Here is a 21,940-nt window from a genome sequence, read left to right as displayed (position 1 = left end):
GAGGGTTCAAGTCCTTTAGCCGGCACCATATACGGGGAGGTAGCGAAGTGGCTAAACGCGGCTGACTGTAACTCAGTTCCTTTCGGTTCGGTGGTTCGAATCCGCCCCTCCCCACCATTCTTTTGACCCGCTAGCTCAGTAGGTAGAGCATCTGACTTTTAATCAGAGGGTCAGGCGTTCGAGTCGCCTGCGGGTCACCATTAAAAGCACATATGCCCAGGTGGCGAAATTGGTAGACGCACAGGACTTAAAATCCTGCGGACCTTAAAATCCGTGCCGGTTCGACTCCGGCCCTGGGCACCATTCTTTTGCGGGTGTAGTTCAATGGTAGAACTTCAGCCTTCCAAGCTGACTACGTGGGTTCGATTCCCATCACCCGCTCCATACGCTTGAATAGCTCAGTTGGTAGAGCAATCGGCTGTTAACCGATCGGTCGTAGGTTCGAGTCCTACTTCAAGCGCCATTTTTATGGCCTGTTGGAGAAACGGTTAACTCACATGCCTTTCACGCATGCATTCACGGGTTCGAATCCCGTACAGGTCACCATTTTTCAAGCAAACGATCTTATGATCGTTTTTTTATTTATATAAGCACATAATTTGTGATATGTCTGATACATGTTATAATATGAAACAGAAAAGGAGTAAGATATATGATACTTGATACACTTAAACAATTTAAACCCTATTCGATCTCACCAGGATATCATAGTGACATGATTCTATATGGGACTGAAAGCACAGATGAGCTCATCCCTCACACAACATATCCTTATCAACATGATACTGCTAAAGCTATACAAGGTATTGTTCATAGTCACTATCAACATGATTTTGTTTTTGTTTTTATCCATGAGCATTCTCTTTTATTTCAAATCACTCATCAAAATAAAATAGAAGCTTATTTAGAATATTCTTTTCATGAGCATCGTTTTATTATGGCAACTATCAATGAAGAAAGCGATAGTCTATATCGTTTACTTTTAACAGCTATTAATTACTTATATAATCAATATCAGATTGAAGAATTTGCTGATATTTATGAAAATTGGCGTCATATTGATATGTCACAACATGAGCATGGTCAACAATGGGATGCCAATGAATATAAATATGTTTTACATATAGCAAATAGGCTCATTGAACTTGTAAAAGAAATGATGAATCAACCTGACTGTTTCTTATCTTTACATTATGATTCTGTTGAAGAATTTATGCAACATCAACATATTACATTTAACACACAATCATTATGTGAAACCTTTCTGTTTCAAAAAGATCCTCAAAATCTCTTACTTGATTTACAATCTCAAGAAAAATTTTATGAATCTTTATCCACAGCTTCTTATACTATTTTAGATATCAATCCTCTTTATAGTGATCAGGAAAAACAAAAGCTTCCATTATTTTTACAGGAATCTATCAAAGATAATGAACACTTATATATGCAGAATCGTCATTTTTTAGATCAAAATGATTTTGATTTAATCAAATCATTTCAAAGAGGAAAAACTTGGTCTTGTTTATACTATGGTCCTTCAGGAACAGGTAAAACAACAAAATTACTTTGTGTTGCTGGGGCATTAGGTTTACCATCACTGAAAATGGTTGGAAGTCGTTCTATTGATGAATCAACATTATTTGGAAAATATGTTTTAAGAAATGGTGAAACTGTTTTTGAATATGGTCCTTTAAGTTTAATGATGAAATATGGTGGAATGTTTATTTTTGATGAAATTAATATGGTTGATAGTGATATTATTTCTTCATTAAATGATGTTCTCGATGGTACAAAGCAAAAAATACTAGATAATGGTGAAATTATTCATGCACATCCTTTGTTTAGATTTGCTGAAAGTATGAATATTGGTTATGCTGGAACGAATGAAATGAACCTTTCTCATAAATCACGTATTCAAAATAAAATAAAAATCAGTCAATTACCTATTGATAAAATGGCACAAATTATTGTCAAGGAAACAGATATCGACTTAAAAACAGCAACTCAAATGGCATCATTACTCGATGCTTTCAATAATGTTATTATAAACGAAGGAAATGAAACAACACAAAGAATTGACTTGAGAACCTTATTAAACTGGGCTAATAAAACAGTTGACTTAGATGGCGATGTATTACGTGCCAGTCTAGTCACTATTATTTCTGAATTAGCTGAGGAAGATGATGAAATTCTTAATCTGGAAGATGTTCGTCAAATTTTATCAACAAACGGTGCTGCTTCTTCAGTGATGTCATTAATCGTTCATGAATTTGTTGAACAGGAAGCATAAAGGTATAAAATATGTTATCACAAGATGAAAAAAGAAAACTTAAAAAAAATGCTGCTCTCTATGCCAGAATGCCTGTTCAATTACAAATAGATACAAGCAATCAGCATTATTCACAAATCCAAAATCAAAAAGCACTCATTATTTTAGGTGAACAAGCCCCTTATCGTTATCTTGCAAACTTTCATCCTCAAGGTTATGCCATGTTTATGGAAGGTCTGGAATTACACGAACTGGCTTCTTTGTTATATACTGATTTTCAAGTGCTATCCCATGTCTATCAAAAAGCCACTGAAGCTTTAGATATGGCCAATCAGAGTGCCAAAGCATATTTAAATAAAGAAATCAAATATCGTGATTTGAAAGATATTCTTTTCCATTATGTCTATCAAACCAATCTTCCATTAGTCTTAAAAGCCATTGAAGAAGGTGCAGTTGAAAATGCTATGGGAATAGAATATCCTGAAACATGGAATGCTTTAATGTATGCCAGACAAGCCATCATACTGGCTTTTATGAAAGAAAACCATAATCATCATGACACCTCATTTCTTATGGATAAAATCATTAAAGAAATAATGGCTATCTGCACTTATGGTTATCGCTTTAAATTAAATGATAGCATTGTTTATCTGCCACGCTATTTGCATCAGCATTTTAATGAAATAAGAAAACTTGCTATTAAGGGACGTTTACAAACCCATAATACAACTGAGCGTTTAGAAATAGCTCAAATGATTTTACAGCTCTGTTCCCCTATTATGGAAGAAACTGTCAAAGAAATCATTGATACTATTCAAAACGGCTCTAAAATATCTGGCATCTCTAACAGTCTTTTTTCTCAAATGTCCAGTGAAATTGCTGTTCAATTTCAAAAAAGTACTTCCAATGATACTCAACCGCAAGAAACACCAACAAAGTACAAAATGAATCTTTCTGATGAAGAATTTCAACGTATTGAATCTCTAGAAAATGAAGCAGAAAAAACAAATAATCATCAAATTTTACAAGATATTCATAGACGTGAAGAAAAACAAAGAAAACAATCAGAAAAAAGGCTTCAAACCCAAACATATCAATCAACTATTGAACAATCTATTGTTTTATCTCCTTTAGAAAGAACAACACCAACTCAATATGGTATTATTGCTTTAAGAAGTCAACATGAAAGTATAGTCCGAAGTAATAAACTGGCAAGACTGTTTAAACGTGAAAGAATGTATGCTTCTAAAAGTCGTACAAAACATAGATTAGAATATGGTAGACATTTAGATCAGCAAAATCTTTACCGTGCTACTTTAGATGGTCGTGTTTTTAAGGAACATAAACAAGGCCAAAAGAAAGATTTATGCGTTTATATTCTTGTCGATACAAGTGAATCAATGAGCGGAGAAAAAATAATCAATACTATGAAAGGCTGTTTTGAACTGGCAAGAGTATTACAAACTTTAAAAATCCCCTTTTGCATCTCATCTCATAAAGCTTTAGGACAAACCAAAGTACAACTCACTGAAATTATATCTTTTCAAGACTGTCAAAAAAGATATATGTTAGATCGTATCTTTGCAATGCATACATCTGGTGGAACACATGAGGATATAGCTTTAGAATATGTATTAAAAAAACTTGCTGAATATAAAAGACAAAGAAAAGGTTTTGTTTTTGTATTATCTGATGGTGATACTCATGGTGTTGAACATATTCATGAATTAACACATCTTTATAAAAAAGATAAGAATATAGATGTCATTGGAATTGGTATTCAAACTGCCCCATTAATTACAAAAACATATCCTAACAGTTTATTTATAGAAGATATACAAACTTTACCTGATATGCTCATTAATAAATTAAAAGAAATTGCAATATAAAAACATCTCATTTGAGATGTTTTTATATTGCATATCCAATAACGAATAATGACATCATCACAACCAACAGCATTCTGATGGCTAACCAAATTGTTGGATAGCGACGAAATAAACGAAAATAAGTATATTCTACATTTGCAATACGACTTCCTCTTGCCCAAAAAGCATTGCATAATATGGAAAATATCCATATGATAATGACTAAATTCTGATGCGCTCCATGAAGCAATAAAAATATACCTGCTATCAAAATAATAAACCATTGTATCTTTATAAATAATTGATCTATTTTCCTATTCATTTTCCATAAACTCCTACATAAGAAATCTTTCCATTATTTTCCTGCATTCTTAAAATAACTTCTCCCTGTTTTTGGTTTTGATCTTTGAATTTAACTGTCAAAACTTGACTATCACCTTCTTCAATAGAAACAGATTGAATTGTGACAGGTAATGAATACGATGATAACTCATTCATGATAAATGTCACAATTTTTATTTGGACATCTTTAAGTGTATCTTCTTCCATGACATCTTGAAATTCAGCTTCCATATCCTGATAGATTTGTTCTTGTGATGCAATATCACTGGGATCTTCTTCTGCCTTTTGCATGACTTCTTGTGAATAACTGACTCATTTTTCTGCCACCTCTACCATATCAACCTGATTGTCATTGACTTGACATCCACTCATAGCAAAAGCTAAAACTGCACTCAATATAAACATTCCTATTCTTTTCATACCTTTTTCACCTACCTTATCTTTATAATATATTATTTGATATGAAAATAATTTAAATATTTAAAATAATATCTCTTCTCACTATCAGTATAACATATTCATTTTTATAGTAAAGCTATTTTATATTTTCAAAAAAAGTATTTAAAAAACGGAGTCATCACTCCGTTATTTTTGTAAATATGACATCAGTGGCTGTTTAACACCATTAACAACATAATTACTTCCACCACGACCTTTGACATCTTCTACCATTGTTGTAATGACAATTGGTTTTGATGAATCAGTAGAAGCAACAGATAACCATCCAAGCTCTGTTCCTGTTGTATCATCTTGTGAATTCTTAATCTCTCCTGTTCCTGTTTTTGCAGCTAACTGATATTGACTGTTATTTAAAGCATGTGCTGTTCCATTATTGTCTTCAACAACTTGAATCAAATCAGATTTGATTTCATCCGTTGTTTCTTTAGAAAATGGTTCTGCCCAAACTGATGTTTCTGTTGATTTCACAACATGTGGTGTCATCATTTTACCATCATTCATAAAAGAACTATAAATAGATGTCATTTGAACTGGATTCATAAGAATCTGGCCTTGTCCATATCCACTATCTGCAATCAGTATTTCATCATCAAATGAATCACTTGTATATTGTGATTTTGTAAGAGCCAATTCAAAAGGAATATCTTCTCCAATCATTAAAGATTTATATCCTTTTTCAAGATTATCTTTTCCAATTTCTAATGCTGCTTTCGCAAAATAAACATTATCAGAATAAATTAAAGCATTTCTTAAATTATTTGGATTTGGTGCATGTAAAGTTGTGACAAAATAATCTCCCCAACTAGAATCTTTTTGCCATTTCATTTCAGCTCCAAAATCTTTAGATGCATCTAAAGAATCAGTTTCCAATCCAATGGCTGCTGTTATAGCCTTCATTGTTGAACCAGGCACCCAAGTCGCTCTAAAACGATTTGTTAATGGTTGATCTTCATCATTGTTTAAATCATCCCATTCTTCCGTTGAAAAACCATAAATAAAATCATTGCTGTCAAAAGATGGTGTGCTGACTAAAGCCAAAACTTCACCATTTGTTGGATTCATCGCAACTGATGCACTTTGATCTTCATCAAACGCATTATATAAATCTCTTTGTAAATCAACATCAATCGTTAATGTGATATCCTGTCCATCCTGTTTTTCCTGCGTAGCAACTGTACTCTTTGTACTTCCATTTTCATCAACAATAGAAATTGTTGCCCCATTCGTTCCTTTTAACTGTTTTTCATATGCTGCTTCAATACCGCTTCTTCCAATCATTGATGTTTCTGTATAACCTTCACCTTGATGTTTTTCTAAATCTTCAGCAGTCACCTGTTGCATATATCCAGTTAAATGTGATGTCACTTCACCATATGGATAAGTACGAACTTCAACTGTATTGAGCTGTACTCCTGGAATTTGTAGTAATTGGTTTTCTAACTGTGTATCTGTTGATGGAATTGTTGTTAATGGAACAAAGGAATCATCTTGAATCCATGATGCACTCATTGTTTTTTGAATGCTTTCTTTTGTTAAACCTAACAACTCAGCCAGTTGGTCGTAATCATTTTCACCATTCAGTTTACCTCTTACTAAACCAACAGAATAAGCTTCTCCTTGTCCTGCCAACATTTTTCCATTACGATCTAAAATTTGTCCTCTGATTGCTTCATCTTCTGAAACTCTCACTCTATCATTTTGTGTTAAATCTGGAAAAATAAATGAATCATCCCACACAATTTTTCCATCTTCAATCGTTGTTTTATTTTCAAAAGTAACTTCTCCAGCAATTGTATTCATTTTCACATTATACGTTAATTCATTATCAGTTTCATCTGTAACTTCAATTTGAAAATCACTTGCTTCAATACCTTCATAAATATTCTGATTTCTTTCCACAAATGTTTGCTGATCATAAGATTTCTGTGATTCGCTACTTAGACTATTGTACATATCTTCATATTTCTTTTCAGATATTTGTGCATAAAAATTCTTTAATGTGGATTCATTATTATTCCCTGATAATAAAAAGAATAACACTACTGCTACAATCACAACAATCGCTACAAGACCTCCAATAGCAATATATTTCTTTCGATTACGATTCGTATATACGACTCCCATATCTTCTCCTCCTTTGCAAGCTTAGTATATCACTTTTCAAAAATAAAGAAAATATTTAGTCAATATTTCTAAAAGAATACAAAAATGACTAACAAAACTGTTAGCCATTGGTCTGTGGAGTATTCAAATTCGTAATAATTGCTAAAACTGTTAAAATATGTCCAAGCTTTGTATCAGAAATAGCTCTCACTGTTTCTCTAAACTCATTGTTACTTTGATTGTATGTGAGTTTACGATATTCAAGATAAGAACTGATTTCAAGTTTCAATATTTCATTTAATACTGCCCTGTATCCTCCCTGTAAATTAATCTCTGGGACCATTGGATCAAAGTTAACACCATATTCTAACTTATAAAAATAATTCAAGTAATTGGCATTTGTTTCAGCATTTTGAGCAAAAGCCAATAATGCATTTTTTTCTTCCTGTGATGAAGCTAAAGCTGCTGCTCGACGATAAAGTTGAGCTAAAAATTTTTCTGTATAAATATAAGATTGAAGTTGTTCACGCATGTTTTACACCTCAATTTAACATATGTCAATAATCCATAAATGTGAAAAAAGATTTGTTTATTTCAACAAATCTTTAACAACTTCACTGGCAATTAAAAGTCCCGCACTAGAGGGTACAAAAGCTGTACTTCCTGGGATAGCTCTTTTATGGGTTATTTCATCTGATGCATAAGGTTTCATTGGTAATTCTTGAGAATAAACAACTTTCAAGTGTTTGACACGACGTTTCTTCAATTCTCTACGCATCACCTTAGCAAGTGGGCAAACAGATGTTTTATAAATATCACTGACTTGTAATAATGCTGGATTCATTTTATTTCCTGTTCCCATTGAACTGATCAAAGGTATCTTTTGGTCACAACGAACAGCTAATTCTATTTTAGAAGTGATTGTATCTATGGCATCAACCACATAATCATATTGTGATAAATCAATTTGATTAGCTGTTTCAGGTAAATAAAACATATCCAATGTTGTCACGTCACACTCAGGATGAATTGATAATATTCTTTTTTTCATCACATCAACTTTCTTTTGACCAATGGTTTCCTGTGTTGCGATAATTTGACGATTTAAATTCGACAAAGAAATAACATCATTATCCACAATCGTGATATGTCCAATACCACTTCTCACCAGTGCTTCAACAACATATCCACCAACACCACCAACACCAAATACAATGACATGAGCCTGATTTAACTTTTGGATATTATCTTCTCCTATTAATAATTCAAATCTTGAAAACATTTTATTCTCCTTTATCATAATCATCTAAAAAATGATGTCTTCCTGATTCATCGCTATATGAAATAATGGTTGCCAAATTCACATTTTCTACACTTTTAAAAACATTCTTTTTCACATTAGGATTCATTGTTTCTAAATATTTTAATAAGTTTTTCATTTCTTCTCGTTTAGAAGTATGATGCACTTCTCCTAATTCTTCCATTTCTTCAGTAAAACGACAGGCACATTGAATAAAAGACAAATCATTATATTTACACCAATTGATAATATCTTTTTCTTCTATTAAATACATCGGTCTAATTAATTCCATTCCTTCAAAGTTTGTACTATGTAACTTAGGCATCATCGTTTGTATTTGTGAACCATAAAACATTCCCATAAGAATTGTTTCAATGACATCATCAAAATGATGTCCTAATGCGATTTTATTGCATCCTAATTCTTTGGCTTTCGCATATAAAAAACCACGTCGCATTCTTGCGCATAAATAACATGGTGATTTTTCGATATTTGTGACAACCTTAAAAATATCTGATTCAAAAAACTGAACAGGTATTCCCATAATTTTTGCGTTCTCTTCAATTTTTTTACGATTTTTTTCATTATATCCTGGATCCATTGATAAGAAAACCAATCCAAAATCAAACTGTCCATGACGTTTAATTTCCTGTAGTAACTTAGCCATTAACATAGAATCTTTTCCCCCAGAAATGCATACTGCAATATTATCACCTGGTTGAATAAGATCATATGTCTGAATAGCCTTCACAAATTTTCTCCATATTGGTTTTCGATATTTCTTTATAATACTTTGTTCAATCTGTTTTGTTCTATCCATGTATTTCTCCTTTAATTTCACACATCCAAACTATATCAAACATCTTATCATTTGACAATTTTTATTTATTTTTATTGTCACAAACTGGTAACGTTCCTTCTGGAAACCAATCTTTATAAGAAGATTCATAAAGTGCATCAGATTTTTCCTTAGCCAAACGTTGTTCTCTAACAAAATCCAAGTCCATTGTATCACCAAAGAATTGAAGTGTCATAGCATAAAAATCATCAGGAGATATACGCGTTATAATCGCACCTATGCATCTTACATTTTGATATCCTGCATCTCTATATTTTTCTCTTGCGTCTTCTACATTCTTTTTATATACTGGTTGAATTTCACCAGTCAATTGATGATTGACAGTTCAATCTTCTAATCCAAGTGTTTTAAATGGAATGTCTGCCTTTTTTAAATAGGGCGTTATCAGAGGAATTAATAAAACGGGTAAAAAATGTGTATAAACTGATTTTGTTTGTGTTATATTCTCAAATGTAATCATTGTTTCACCTCTTTATTCTTTATATATTATATTTTGAAAATAATCAAATAAAAATGATTAAAGCATACGCTCTAATCACTTTTATTCTTTTCCATCCCAACAATAAGTACATAACTTACAAGGTTCAATACCAATAGATTCAATCAAATCATCTAAACGATGATATCTTAAAGATGTGAATTTTAATCTCTTACAGATTTCATCTAACATTTGTTGATATTTTTCACTATCAGGATTTGCATATTCAGCTAATATTTCATCAGTGACATCACCTTGTTCTAAATCTTTAATCACACGACGTGTAATTAAATCTAATTCTGAATTAGAACGTGAGAAATTCAAATATTTACATCCGTATAAGATAGGTGGACAGGCTGGTCTCACATGAACTTCTTTAGCCCCAGATTGATATAAAAACTCTGTTGTTTCTCTTAATTGTGTTCCTCTGACAATAGAGTCATCAATCAATAATAAACTTTTATTTTTAATTAATTCTTTTACAGGAATGAGTTTCATTTTTGCGATTAAATTTCTTTGACCTTGACTTTGCGGCATGAATGAACGTGGCCAAGTTGGTGTATATTTAATAAATGGTCTTGCAAATGGGATACCAGATTCATTAGCGTAACCAATCGCATGTGCCAATCCTGAATCAGGAACTCCAGCGACACTATCAGGCTCAACTGTTCCTTGATCACGTTTCGCTAACATACTTCCACAATCATAGCGCATCTTTTCAACATTGACTCCTTCATATGTTGAAGTTGGATATCCATAATAAACCCATAAGAATGAACAAATTTTCATTTGATCGTTTGGTTTAACTTTTTGTGTAAATCCATGAGGATAAATAAATCCAATTTCTCCTGATCCTAAATCTTTATAATGATGATAACCAAGATTTAAGAAAGCAGAACTTTCAAAAGTGACACAATAAGCATCATCTTTTCTTCCAATAATAACAGGCGTTCTTCCTAATTTATCTCTTGCACAATAAATCCCTTCATTCGTCATTACCAATATACTCATTGATCCTTTGACTAATTTTTGAGCATGTTGAATTCCTTCCACAATTGACTCTTTTTGATTAATTAATGCAGCCACCATTTCTGTTGGATTGATTTCTCCCCCGCTCATTTCCAAGAAATGTGTCTTTCCCTGTTCAAAGCATAACGTTCTTAATTCATCTAAATTATTAATTCTTCCAACTGTTGTAATCGCAAATGACCCTAAATGCGAATTCACCAACAATGGCTGTGCTTCACTATCAGAAATACATCCAATTCCAATATTTCCAGCAAATTCTTCAACATCTTTTTCAAACTTTGTTCTAAAAGGTGAATTTTCTATATTATGTATAGAACGTTGAAAACCATCCTTTCCATAAACAGCCATACCACCTCTTCTTGTTCCTAAATGTGAATGATAATCTACTCCAAAAAACAAATCCATGACACAATCATTTTGTGACGCTACCCCAAAAAAACCACTCATACTGTTCCTATCTCCTTTGTCTTCTAATTTACATCCCTATTCTAATCAATTTCATAAAAAAAGTCTACAAACTTTTTATTATTTTACGACTTTTTTATCGCAACTAAAAAATAGTCATTTTTTCATGACTATTTTGATAAAAAGATTCGACTACGTTTTTCTAATTCTTGAATAAACTCTTGCTTTTTAACTGGTGAAATCAAGACTTCACTATTTCCATTTCTCCCCTTTTGTGCTTTATATATGATATCAAGACGATCAAGTGATAAACCACAGGAACCCAGTGGATTATGCGTTTCTTTAAAAGAACGGATATCATGATATAGGATATCTTCATGAAAGAAATAACCATTTCTGACTTCCAAATAATCATCATGAAACTCATAATATGTCCAAAAAGTACATATCACAAATAAAACATCAATAGGAATGAAAATGAGTAATGTTAACCACATACCCCAATCATCTAATCGCCATGTAACTGGCTTTAGTAACATATAATTGCACCAAACAATAACAGCGATAGCTATCATCCATATAACTCCAATCTTTGAATAATAACGCATATGTTATCCTCCTTAAAAATAAGCATCTATTCCATCAGCAATACCTTGTGCACATTTTGTTTGAAAAGCATCATCATTTAAAAGTTGATCTTCTGTTGGATTCGTAATAAATCCCATTTCAATATAAATAGCTGGGACTTCACTCCAATTTAATCCAGACAAATCATTACGATAAGATACTCCACGACTTTTAATTCCTGTCTTGGCACAATAAGAACTAATCACATTTTGGGCTAGTCTTGATGAAGCACTATAAATAGATGAACAATAAGGATTATCACTTGCAGGTGCAATCGTATGTGCTCCTCTGGCACTTGATCCAGCTCCATCACAATGTAAATGAATCACTGCTGCAGCATTATTGTTGTTACCAATCATAGCACGCTCTTTATTAGAAATATTAACACCTTGACTTGTTCTTGTCATAATGACAGTATAGCCTCTACTTTGTAATTCATTTCTTAATTTGAGACCAATTTCCAATGTTGTCTGTGATTCAGGAATACCTGTTGATGTTCCTGTTGCTCCACCAGCAACTTTTGCTTTCTTTGTTGATGCTCCTGGACCAATAGGTTCTAAAGAGCTGTTCCCCTGTCCCTGATGTCCCGGATCAATGACAATCACTTTATTATTGGGTGAAGCGACATATTGTTTTGATGAAGATGAAGAAGATGTTGTTGATGATGAACTTTGAGGTTTTATTACTTCTTCTTTAACTTCCTCTTTTACTGTCACTTTCAATGTTTTTTCAGCTTTGTTTTGATTTTTATCGACTGCTTTCAAAACAACTTTATATGTTCCAGCCTTCTTTGTATTGACATTACTTTCATATGTATAGTAGTTATTTTGATCATCTTTAACTTTATCTTGGCTGACATATGTTAAATCGCCATCTACTTTATCCCTCACCGATTCAATATATTGTTTCATATCAAATTGATCACCATAATCAAGTGTTACAGACTCTTTTGTCAATTTAATTTCTGGCAACTGTGTATCCTTCACTTCTATTTCATGTGAAAATGTTTTACTTAATTCACCTTTAGAAACTTTATATTCCAAAGTCTGCTTTCCTATTGTCATTGTATCCATTTGAGGAACTGATAATTGTCCACTTTGTTTTGCGACTAAATCCTCTGCCTGGCAATCACTTCCATACTCAATTACTGTCTGATCAGTAAAAGTCAGTTGAATAGAATCGAGTATTTTTTGTTTTTGACCATTTTGATACCAGATATATCCACCAATTCCTCCTGCAACGACAATCACAATAGATAAAATCAATATGATCCATTTCTTTTTCGTCATAATACCTTCTCCCTTCAGTATATTCATTTTATCATCTTTCCGATATAAAAAAAAGAGAGATGGATTATCTCTCAAAATCTTGTACAACACGTTTTAAATCCTTTCTAATTGGTAATTGTTGTGGACACATTCTTTCACATGCTCCACATTGCTGACAATGACTGGCCTTAGCCTGATCTTCCATTTTCTCATATTTTCCTTTAAATAATTTTTCATCATCATAAACAAAACAATTATTCCAATATCTAAAGTTAGCAGGTATATCAACACCAAAAGGACAAGGCATACAGTATCCACAACCTGTACATCCATTTCTTGTACGAGCATGTAATGTATCTGCAACTTTTTGAACGATATTCATTTCTTCATCATTTAAATTCTGATAATCTTCAAAAGTTTTTAAATTATCTTCAACCTGTGATAATGTTGACATCCCACTTAAGATGACTTTTACACCAGGCAAAGTTCCTACATATCTTAATGCCCAAGATGCTAAAGTTCTGTTTGCATCATAATCCTTAAACATTTGTGTCACATCTTGTGGTAAAGTAGCCAAACTTCCACCCTTAATAGGCTCCATAACAACAATAGGTACTCCTAATTGGTTGGCTAAATCAACACCCTTTTGTCCAGCTTGAATATTCATATCCATATAATTTAACTGTAACTGACAAAAATCCCAATCATGAGCTTTTAATATTTTTTCAAAAACAGGATATTCATCATGGAAACTAAATCCTAAATATTTAATTTTTCCTTCCTGTCTTAATTGTTCACATAATTCAATAATATGATATTCTAATACTTTTTCCCATTTCTTTTCATCTAAAGCGTGCAACAAATAAAAATCTACATATTCCACATCTAATCTTTGTAGTTGTGATTCAAAGATTTCTCTGGCTTCCTGTTGACTATTGACATTCCAGATTGGCAATTTTGTCGCTAATGTATATTGATGTCTATCATATTTTTTCAAGACTTTCCCAACAAATGGTTCACTATCTCCATTATGATATGGATATGCTGTATCAATATAAGTGACTCCATTTGCAATCGCCATGTCTAACATCTGTTCAGCTTCTTTTTCTTCAATATTCCCATTTTCATCTAAAGGAAAACGCATGCATCCAAAACCTAGTAACGATGATTCAATCCCTAATTTTTCAAACTTCCTTTTTTCCATCCTATTTCACCTCTATGATTATCATACTACTTTTTTATCAAAACATATAGCTTTAGATTTTATTTTTTTATATGCCATATATATTTTCAAAATAAAGTTAACACTTTATAATCAATATAAATCTATTAAATATGAGGAGAAACTTTATGATGATACGTCATGCTCGTCTAGAAGATTTATCTATGCTTGTGCAAATATGTAATGAGTGTTATCCGCCTGAAGAAAGAATATCAGAAATTGAATACAAACACAGATGAGAAACATATCCTCAACACTTTTGGATTATGGAAGAGCAAAAAGAAATCCTTGCTTTTATCAACGGTCCTGTGACTGATCATTCTCGCATTCAGGATGTTATGTTTCATGATCCTCGTATTCATAATGAAAATGGAAAGTGGCAAGCTATTTTAGGTGTCAATACATCATTAAAGCACCAAAATCATGGTTATGCTTCAAAGCTGATGTATCAGCTGATTGAGGATGCAAGAAAACAAAATCGCAAAGGTTGTATTTTAACTTGTAAAGAGGAACTCATTCATTATTATGAAAAGTTTGGATTTATGAATCTTGGTCTATCTCAATCAACACTTGCGAATGAAACTTGGTATGATATGGTTTTATATTTTGAATAAAAAAGATTCTAGATGAGATACTAGAATCCTTTTTCATAAATACCTGCATTTTGACAGTATATAACAACTGATAAGCCATAACATACAACAAAGAATATAGCAATGACGCCTACACTCAATATATTGACCGATAACAAATCAGTCTGCATCATATTAGCCAATGCATGCACTGAAAAATAAGAAGAAAGACTCATAAGTAAAAATGGGACAATATATGTCAATAACAATTCTTTTTGGACACCTGCTCTTAATGTTTTTGAGCCAATCCCTATTTTTCTTAGAACACGATAACGTTCTTTTTCTTCAAAAGCATCATTATAAAGTTTCATAAAAATGATACTTCCACTCGCAAAAATAAAGACCATAAACATAAAGATACAAACAGGATAAAGCATTTGAATCCATTGCGTAGAATCATTTTGAGGATCAATTTTAATGAGACCTACACAATCCTGATGTTGTTGAATATCATCAACAGATGCATTTAACATTTTGGTATTCTCAATCTTATAATTATAGACATATAAAGATGCTCCTGCAGATTTCAATCTTTCATATTCTTCATCACTGACACAGTAGAAAGAAACTTGTTCCTGTAAATAACCTAAATATGGTACTGTTGTTCTTTGAATTGTATCATAGACTTGATTTTGTATCTGAATATCTTCTAATTCATCCGTTGTAATTAATGAAAGGATATATTGATGAGCTAAATCAATCACTTCATCATTTTGTGGCTGTTTAAGTTCAAATGTCTGATGAGAATCCTGGGCTAATTTTTTGAGTTGAGAATAAGGAATCAAAGCAAATGTATTCTTTTGATGGGTTGTACTGGCATAACTCCCTTCAATCTGCAACATTTCAATATAGGAACTATACTGCACATCATTATGTTCTTCTATCACTTGCATAAATTCATTTTGGAGATTAGCCTGTTGAGAAAAAATCTGATACGTATAGACATTTTCAAAATCATGTATCATCTGACAACGTTCATGCATAGCCACACCTGTAGCTAATGCTGTGAGGGCACATATCATTAATACTGTCACAATCGCATAAGTACGATAATTTTTCTTCATACGAAAGATAATCTGATTGATCCATAAAGTTCTTTGTTTCTTGTATAGAAATCTTTTATTGGAAGCCAATGTCTGATAAATCAATGGAATGAAACCACCAAAGAGCAAATAGACACCAATGATGACCAAAATAACTGCTAATAAGGCATTAGCCATTGTTTCCATGCCACCTTCTTTAATGGCATAATAATATCCTAAAACCAGAATGATAATTCCAAGTATGGCTTTTAAAAAGAGAATCACTTTATTTTGTTTCACATATTCATTTTGACGATTGGCACTGACCATATCTAAAACACTGCTTCTTACTAAATTGATATATCCTTTGAAAACAAAAATCATATAAACAATAAAGTAAATCAAACTGCTCCATAAAACGGCTGACAATGAAATTTCAAAAGAAAGATTGACTTCGATATCAGAAATCGTTACTAAAGTCATTGTAAACAACTGAGATATTAAAATGCCAAAACCGATTCCCATAACCAAAGCAACAAGACCAATCAGCATTGTTTCCAACATATAAAGTTTTCCAATTCTTTGATTTGTGAGTCCCATAAAAACATAGACACCAATTTCTTTTTTACGTTTGGTTAAAAAAACGTTTGTAGCATACCAGATAAAGAAAAACATAAAACAGCTTAAAACAACAATCATACATTGAATGACAATCTTTATATTTTGACTATTTATTTTTCCTAATGATTCCATAATAGAAGAATCCATAAGATTAAAGAAATTAAAAATAATAAGAACTGTAAAAGCTAATGATATAATCAGTGAAACATAGTTTTTAAAACTTGCTTTGAAGTTCATGATGGATAATTTGGCTAAGCTCATGAAAAATCACTTCCCATAGACACTTGCATATCAATGATACGATCATAAAATTCTTTACGAGAATCTCCTCGCGTTAAACGACATTTCATCATACCATCACTTAAAATATAGACATCTTTAGCATACGAAGCACTTAAAGCATCATGTGTCACCATTAAGATAGTGGCTTTTCCTTCATCATTGACCATTTTAAGACGTTCCAGTAAATCACGACTTGATTTTGAATCGAGAGCGCCCGTTGGTTCATCTGCAAATATGATTTCAGGTTCACTGATTAATGCACGACAAGTGGCTCCTCTTTGTTTTTGTCCGCCTGATAATTGGTAAGGATATTTCTTTAAATGCTCCTTTAATCCAAAAACCTGTGCTAAAGCCTGGCATTTTGATATACATTCCTGAGAAGAAACACCATTTAATGATAATGGCAAGGAAATATTATCTTGTAAAGTCATTGTATCCAACAAATTATAATCTTGAAAAATAAAACCAATCTTATCTCTTCGTATCTGAGATAATTCTTTATTTTTTAACTTTGTAACATCTTTACCATCCAATAGTACTGTTCCTTGTGTCGGTTTATCAATCGTTGATAAAATATTCAACAACGTTGTCTTTCCACTTCCACTCGGTCCCATAATCGCAATAAAATCATTTTCATAAATGGTTAAATCAATACCTTTTAAGACTCTTGTTTGAAAACCTCTTGTTCCATAGTTTTTGACTAATCCTTTGATTTCAACAACTTTTTTCTTATCCATAAATCATTCCTCCTAACACTTTCCATTTTAAGATATCATTGATGAGAAATCCTTACATCTTGATAACAATATCTATTTATATCTTACATTGACTGAAAGGTTAGCGATAAAAATAATCTCTTTGATCCCGAAATGTTATATGAACACGGGTAAACTTTTGAAAAACACTATCTACTTCAATAGAATGACCTAATTGAGAAATGACTTTTTCCACCATATATAATCCCATTCCAGTAGATTTATATTGTCCATTATGATGATTTTGACCAGTAAATCCTTTTTCAAAAATTCTAGGCAAATCTTGTGATTGAATACCTTCTCCATTGTCTTCAATATATAAATCTATCTGCTCTTCATGATGTTCACTCCAGATTTTTAATTGAGGTGACTCTTTGGCATATTTAATGGCATTATTAATAATCTGATCCAAGACATAGATGAGCCATGTTTTATCACTATATATCTGTAAATTCTCTACATTTACATCCATTTCAAAATGCTTATTAATCAAAAAGAATTGATTATTCTTGATGGATTGATAAACACTGTCTTTTAATGAAACAGGTTTAATGTATATATCATGAATCTGACTTTGAATACGACTCACTACCATGATTTGATTCAGATACTGGTTCATTTTTTCTAACTGTTCCTGCATATTTTGTTTTTGTTGATAATCTGTATTTTTCTGATTGATCAATAAACTAGCTGATAATGGAATTTTAATTTCATGGCACCATTTTGTCATATAATCCTGTAAATCATTATTGACTTGATATATTTCATCTAGCTGCTTTTGAAGAACATGAACATCGTGATAAGCAATATCAATATTATCAAAATGATCAAACTCAAAACAAATGACTTCTGTTGATTTTAAATAATCCTTTTTCTTATCTAAACGGTTTTTTTCATGCATAAAGTCTAAAAAAATGAAAGAAAGAAGACATAGCCCTACAACAACATCAAAATAAATCAGATATTGTGTATTAGCTCCAGGAACAAGATAAATAAAATAGAGATTATACGCCAATATAATCAAGGTTATGACAAGGATATAGCGACTATATTTTCGTAAATAAATCATGATATATAATATCCCTGTCCTTTCTTTGTACAAATAATATCCTGATGACATTCATCTTTTAATTTTGTACGCAATCTGGAAATAAGCACTGTTAAAGAATTATCTGAAATAAATTCATCGGTATTCCACAACGCTTCCATTAATGCCTGTCTTGTGACTATGGCTCCTTGAGATTCTAATAAAAGACAAACTATCTGACTTTCTGATTTTGTCAGATGAATCTCATGTTCATGATAAAACAAGCTGCCCTTTGTTTTATCATAATAAATATCGGCATTGATTCTCATTTGATCTTTAACTTTATATTGATATGTTCTTCTTAAAATAGCTTCAATCTTAGCCTTCAACAATTCCAAATGAAATGGCTTATCGACATAATCATCACCACCTTGAAGAATGGCTCTGATTTTATCATGATCATCATTACGACTGCTTATAAAAATCAAAGGAACTTGTGATGTATTTCTAATTTGTGTACACCAGTAAAAACCATCATAATACGGTAAATTAATATCCATTAAAATAAGATGAGGTTTATAATTATAAAAATCTTCAACAATATTTTCAAAATGTGTTGCGATAACAGCATAATATCCCCATCTCATCAAAAAATCTTTTATTTCTCTAGCAAGTGTTTCATCATCTTCTACAATCATGATGTGCATTTTTTCCATTTCCATCACCTCTTAAAAATATTATATATTTTTCAAATCTTCACGAAAAGAAAAAAGCACAACATTACAAAAATGTAACATTATGCTAAGTCTATTCATAGATCTTCTTGGCTATCAATATTGAAAATATAATAAGTTTCCTTTATCATGAATTTTCATTATATTTCAATAAAACATTAATATTTAATGCCACAAGATATGTGTGATGATTCTCGTCTTTAAATGTTATATATTGGTCAGTGTCATAGCCACTTAAAGCTGTTGTTTTTTGTAACTTGACATCTTGATTCAAGAAAACTTTCGCAAAAGTCTTTGCTGTTTCTTTGGCTTGCTGTTCGCTTGTCATACGTGTTGGTAATGTATCTAAAAAACCATATTCCTTATTAACAAATTGAACCAATTGACCATCCTGATAAGCAAAATCCAAGCGTAAAGTAGGGTTATTTTGATCATTGCCAATTGTGATGATATCATCTATTTCATAAACCACTTTTTTATTTGTTAACTCCTGATATATCTCTTCAGGCATTGTCTGTTTTATCCCATCCATAAGCTGCTTTTTTTCAGCTTCTACAACTTTTTGTTTGTCATCTTGTTTTATGGATTGACTATTTTTTAACGGATCATTTTGAATTGTTTGTGTACACCCACTTAAACAAACAACAAGTAATACTAACAATAATTTTTTCATTTGTTTATTCTCCCATCTTTTATACACTATGATTATAAGTCTTTGATGTGGATAATATATGAAAAAACTGTTAATCAGTTTAGAAATTAACAGTTTCTTTTTCTAATAATTACCAATTGTGGCTACCATGACAGCTTTAATTGTATGCATTCTATTTTCAGCTTCATCAAAAACAACAGATTGTGATGATCTGAAAACTTCATCTTCAACTTCTCTAATATCAATTCCCTGTTCATACTTAGCCTTAGCGACTTCTGTTTCAAAGTCGTGAAATGATGGTAAACAATGCATAAAAAGTGTAGACTCTTTTCCCGTTTTTTTCATCATTTCTGTTGTCACTTTATAAGGTGATAACATTTTGACTCTTGGTTCATATAAAGCTTCATCTTCTCCCATGCTAACCCAAATATCTGTATAAATGACATCAGCATCTTTCACCGCTTCATCAACATTATCTAAAACCTCAATTTTTCCACCTGATTTTTGTGCTTCCTGTTGACAATACGCTAAAACTTCAGGATCAATTTGTAAATCTTTGGGTCCTAAACATACAAAATGCATTCCCATTTTCATTGCACCATACATCAGCCCATAACAGACATTATTCCTAATATCTCCTGTAAAAACAAATTTGACTTCTTCTAATGGTTTATTCAAATGTTCTTCAATAGTCATAAAATCAGCCAATGTCTGAGTTGGATGATCGACATCCGTTAATCCATTCCATACAGGAACACCTGAGTATTTGGCTAAATCTTCAACAGTCTTTTGTTCAAATCCTCTAAATTCTATACCATCATACATTCTTCCTAAAACTTTCGCTGTGTCTTCTAAAGATTCTTTTTTCCCCATCTGTGAATTGCTTAAAAAAGTCACATGTCCACCTTCATCTAAAGTGGCAACTTCAAAGGCACAACGTGTACGTGTTGATGTTTTTTCAAATAATAAGACTACATTTTTTCCTTTTAATGCTGTTCCAACTCTTCCATTTTTCTTTGCTTTTTTTAAACGATGTGCCATATCTAATAAATAACGAATTTCTTCTTTAGAATAATCTTTTAATGTTAAAAAGCTTCTATTTTTTAAATTGACCATATAATCCTCCTATCTTGTAAACATTGTTCCAATACCATCTTTAGATAACATTTCAATTAAAATAGAATGAGGAATACGACCATCAATAATCACTGCTTTTTTTACATTTTCACGAATGGCCCTCACACAACATTCTACTTTAGGAATCATACCACCACTAATAATCCCTTTATCTGTTAATCCTTTCACTTCATAGACATGAACCAAAGGAATCAATGTTGATTCATCATCTTTATCCATTAATAATCCTGGTATATCACTCACCAAAATCATATTCTCTGCTTGGATTTGGGCTGCAATTTCAGCAGCTGCCGTATCAGCATTAATATTATAAGTCTGTCCTGTTTCATCAGTCCCCACACTTGAAACAACTGGAATATAGCCTTTATCTAATAAATCTATAATGATATGAGCATTAATTTTGACAATATCTCCTACATATCCTAAATCATCTTGAGATTCATGTTTTTTCGCAACTATCAGTTGATTATCAATACCACTGATTCCTACTGCATTACCACCTTTTTGCATAATTAATTTTACAAGATCTTTATTTGTTTTACCTGCCAAAACCATCTGCACAACATTCATTGTTTCATCATCCGTATATCTTAAACCATGAATAAACTGAGATTCAATATTCATCTTCTTTAATGTCTGATTAATTTCTGGTCCACCACCATGTACTAGAATGACTTTAATCCCAATTTCTGATAATAACACGACATCCTGAATCACATTCATCTTTAATTCTTCATTAATCATGGCATTGCCACCATATTTAATCACAACAACTTTATCATGATATTTTTGAATATATGGTAATGCCTGAGATAAAATTTCTGCTTTAATCACTGCTTTTTGATTCAT

21 protein-coding genes, 6 tRNA genes and 1 pseudogene are annotated in these 21,940 nt (G+C 31.8%); 9 read left to right on the top strand and 19 right to left on the bottom strand.

Features of this window, described 5'->3' with window-relative positions; all coding sequences use genetic code 11:
• Positions 1-33 precede the first annotated feature (33 nt).
• The 8 genes from B5E79_RS09090 to B5E79_RS09055 all read left to right on the top strand — a co-directional run bounded on the left by B5E79_RS09090 (position 34) and on the right by B5E79_RS09055 (position 4,158).
• A tRNA-Tyr gene (locus B5E79_RS09090) sits at positions 34-117 on the top strand.
• Between the two features lie 7 nt (positions 118-124).
• Positions 125-200: transfer RNA gene (locus B5E79_RS09085), tRNA-Lys, on the top strand.
• 14 nt (positions 201-214) lie between these two features.
• A tRNA-Leu gene (locus B5E79_RS09080) sits at positions 215-303 on the top strand.
• A gap of 7 nt (positions 304-310) precedes the next feature.
• A tRNA-Gly gene (locus B5E79_RS09075) sits at positions 311-384 on the top strand.
• Between the two features lie 3 nt (positions 385-387).
• Positions 388-463, top strand: a tRNA-Asn gene (locus tag B5E79_RS09070).
• 7 nt (positions 464-470) lie between these two features.
• Positions 471-546 (top strand) — tRNA-Glu (locus tag B5E79_RS09065).
• A 106-nt stretch (positions 547-652) separates the two neighbouring features.
• Positions 653-2,290 carry an AAA family ATPase gene (locus B5E79_RS09060; protein WP_087297763.1) on the top strand — a complete coding sequence of 546 codons (1,638 nt, stop codon included), beginning with the start codon at positions 653-655 and terminating at the stop codon, positions 2,288-2,290.
• A gap of 11 nt (positions 2,291-2,301) precedes the next feature.
• Positions 2,302-4,158 (top strand): VWA domain-containing protein, encoded by a 1,857-nt coding sequence (locus B5E79_RS09055; RefSeq protein WP_087297762.1) that lies wholly within the window; start codon positions 2,302-2,304, stop codon positions 4,156-4,158.
• 22 nt (positions 4,159-4,180) lie between these two features.
• Here B5E79_RS09055 and B5E79_RS09050 read toward each other — a convergent pair whose 3' ends face one another.
• From B5E79_RS09050 to B5E79_RS09000, 12 genes are all read right to left on the bottom strand, one after another.
• Positions 4,181-4,459 (bottom strand): hypothetical protein, encoded by a 279-nt coding sequence (locus B5E79_RS09050; RefSeq protein ID WP_087297761.1) that lies wholly within the window; start codon positions 4,457-4,459, stop codon positions 4,181-4,183.
• The gene (locus B5E79_RS09045) at positions 4,456-4,770 is read right to left on the bottom strand and encodes a hypothetical protein (RefSeq protein ID WP_087297760.1); all 315 of its coding nucleotides are present in this window, start codon (positions 4,768-4,770) and stop codon (positions 4,456-4,458) included. The genes B5E79_RS09050 and B5E79_RS09045 overlap by 4 nt, the downstream gene beginning before the upstream one ends.
• Before the next feature lie 294 nt (positions 4,771-5,064).
• Complete coding sequence (locus tag B5E79_RS09040; protein WP_087297759.1) at positions 5,065-7,062, bottom strand: penicillin-binding transpeptidase domain-containing protein; 1,998 nt, start codon at positions 7,060-7,062, stop codon at positions 5,065-5,067.
• Positions 7,063-7,162: 100 nt separating this feature from the next.
• Positions 7,163-7,573, bottom strand: coding sequence for a hypothetical protein (locus B5E79_RS09035; protein ID WP_087243703.1), 411 nt, complete (start codon positions 7,571-7,573; stop codon positions 7,163-7,165).
• Between the two features lie 57 nt (positions 7,574-7,630).
• On the bottom strand, positions 7,631-8,323 hold the full coding sequence (locus B5E79_RS09030) for a tRNA threonylcarbamoyladenosine dehydratase (RefSeq protein WP_087297758.1): 693 nt from the start codon (positions 8,321-8,323) through the stop codon (positions 7,631-7,633).
• 1 nt (position 8,324) lies between these two features.
• The gene (locus tag B5E79_RS09025) at positions 8,325-9,161 is read right to left on the bottom strand and encodes a tRNA 2-thiocytidine biosynthesis TtcA family protein (protein WP_087243701.1); all 837 of its coding nucleotides are present in this window, start codon (positions 9,159-9,161) and stop codon (positions 8,325-8,327) included.
• Between the two features lie 61 nt (positions 9,162-9,222).
• The gene (locus B5E79_RS09020; RefSeq protein ID WP_087297757.1) at positions 9,223-9,510 is read right to left on the bottom strand and encodes a hypothetical protein; all 288 of its coding nucleotides are present in this window, start codon (positions 9,508-9,510) and stop codon (positions 9,223-9,225) included.
• Positions 9,511-9,525: 15 nt separating this feature from the next.
• Positions 9,526-9,660, bottom strand: a complete 135-nt coding sequence (locus B5E79_RS13935; RefSeq protein ID WP_255376348.1) for a hypothetical protein — start codon at positions 9,658-9,660, stop codon at positions 9,526-9,528.
• Positions 9,661-9,741: 81 nt separating this feature from the next.
• The gene (locus B5E79_RS09015; protein WP_087297756.1) at positions 9,742-11,154 is read right to left on the bottom strand and encodes an amidophosphoribosyltransferase; all 1,413 of its coding nucleotides are present in this window, start codon (positions 11,152-11,154) and stop codon (positions 9,742-9,744) included.
• 128 nt (positions 11,155-11,282) lie between these two features.
• Positions 11,283-11,720 carry a PH domain-containing protein gene (locus B5E79_RS09010; protein ID WP_087297755.1) on the bottom strand — a complete coding sequence of 146 codons (438 nt, stop codon included), beginning with the start codon at positions 11,718-11,720 and terminating at the stop codon, positions 11,283-11,285.
• 12 nt (positions 11,721-11,732) lie between these two features.
• Positions 11,733-13,028, bottom strand: a complete 1,296-nt coding sequence (locus B5E79_RS09005) for an N-acetylmuramoyl-L-alanine amidase (protein WP_087297754.1) — start codon at positions 13,026-13,028, stop codon at positions 11,733-11,735.
• A gap of 64 nt (positions 13,029-13,092) precedes the next feature.
• Complete coding sequence (locus B5E79_RS09000) at positions 13,093-14,211, bottom strand: aldo/keto reductase (RefSeq protein WP_087297753.1); 1,119 nt, start codon at positions 14,209-14,211, stop codon at positions 13,093-13,095.
• 278 nt (positions 14,212-14,489) lie between these two features.
• On the opposite strand from B5E79_RS09000, the pseudogene B5E79_RS08995 reads away from it, so the two are divergent.
• Positions 14,490-14,843, top strand: a pseudogene (locus tag B5E79_RS08995) (GNAT family N-acetyltransferase); the annotation flags it as partial.
• Positions 14,844-14,863: 20 nt separating this feature from the next.
• Here the strand turns inward: B5E79_RS08995 and B5E79_RS08990 are convergent.
• The 7 genes from B5E79_RS08990 to argB form a co-directional block, all read right to left on the bottom strand.
• Positions 14,864-16,765 (bottom strand): FtsX-like permease family protein, encoded by a 1,902-nt coding sequence (locus B5E79_RS08990; RefSeq protein WP_087297752.1) that lies wholly within the window; start codon positions 16,763-16,765, stop codon positions 14,864-14,866.
• Entirely contained in the window at positions 16,762-17,523 is a 762-nt protein-coding gene (locus tag B5E79_RS08985) for an ABC transporter ATP-binding protein (RefSeq protein ID WP_087243694.1), read from the bottom strand. Before B5E79_RS08985 ends, B5E79_RS08990 begins: the two co-directional genes overlap by 4 nt.
• 100 nt (positions 17,524-17,623) lie before the next feature.
• Positions 17,624-18,610, bottom strand: a complete 987-nt coding sequence (locus B5E79_RS08980; protein WP_158095492.1) for a sensor histidine kinase — start codon at positions 18,608-18,610, stop codon at positions 17,624-17,626.
• On the bottom strand, positions 18,607-19,284 hold the full coding sequence (locus B5E79_RS08975) for a response regulator transcription factor (protein WP_224762493.1): 678 nt from the start codon (positions 19,282-19,284) through the stop codon (positions 18,607-18,609). Before B5E79_RS08975 ends, B5E79_RS08980 begins: the two co-directional genes overlap by 4 nt.
• A 145-nt stretch (positions 19,285-19,429) precedes the next feature.
• Positions 19,430-19,975, bottom strand: a complete 546-nt coding sequence (locus B5E79_RS08970; protein ID WP_087297750.1) for a hypothetical protein — start codon at positions 19,973-19,975, stop codon at positions 19,430-19,432.
• A 102-nt stretch (positions 19,976-20,077) separates the two neighbouring features.
• Positions 20,078-21,070, bottom strand: a complete 993-nt coding sequence (argF, locus tag B5E79_RS08965) for an ornithine carbamoyltransferase (protein ID WP_087297749.1) — start codon at positions 21,068-21,070, stop codon at positions 20,078-20,080.
• A 9-nt stretch (positions 21,071-21,079) separates the two neighbouring features.
• Positions 21,080-21,940 carry an acetylglutamate kinase gene (gene argB / locus B5E79_RS08960; protein WP_087297748.1) on the bottom strand — a complete coding sequence of 287 codons (861 nt, stop codon included), beginning with the start codon at positions 21,938-21,940 and terminating at the stop codon, positions 21,080-21,082.

Origin of the sequence: Massilimicrobiota sp. An134 (genome assembly GCF_002160815.1) — a bacterium.
GTDB lineage: Bacteria > Bacillota_I > Bacilli_A > Erysipelotrichales > Coprobacillaceae > Allocoprobacillus > Allocoprobacillus merdigallinarum.
This window is presented reverse-complemented; position numbering and strand designations above follow the sequence as displayed.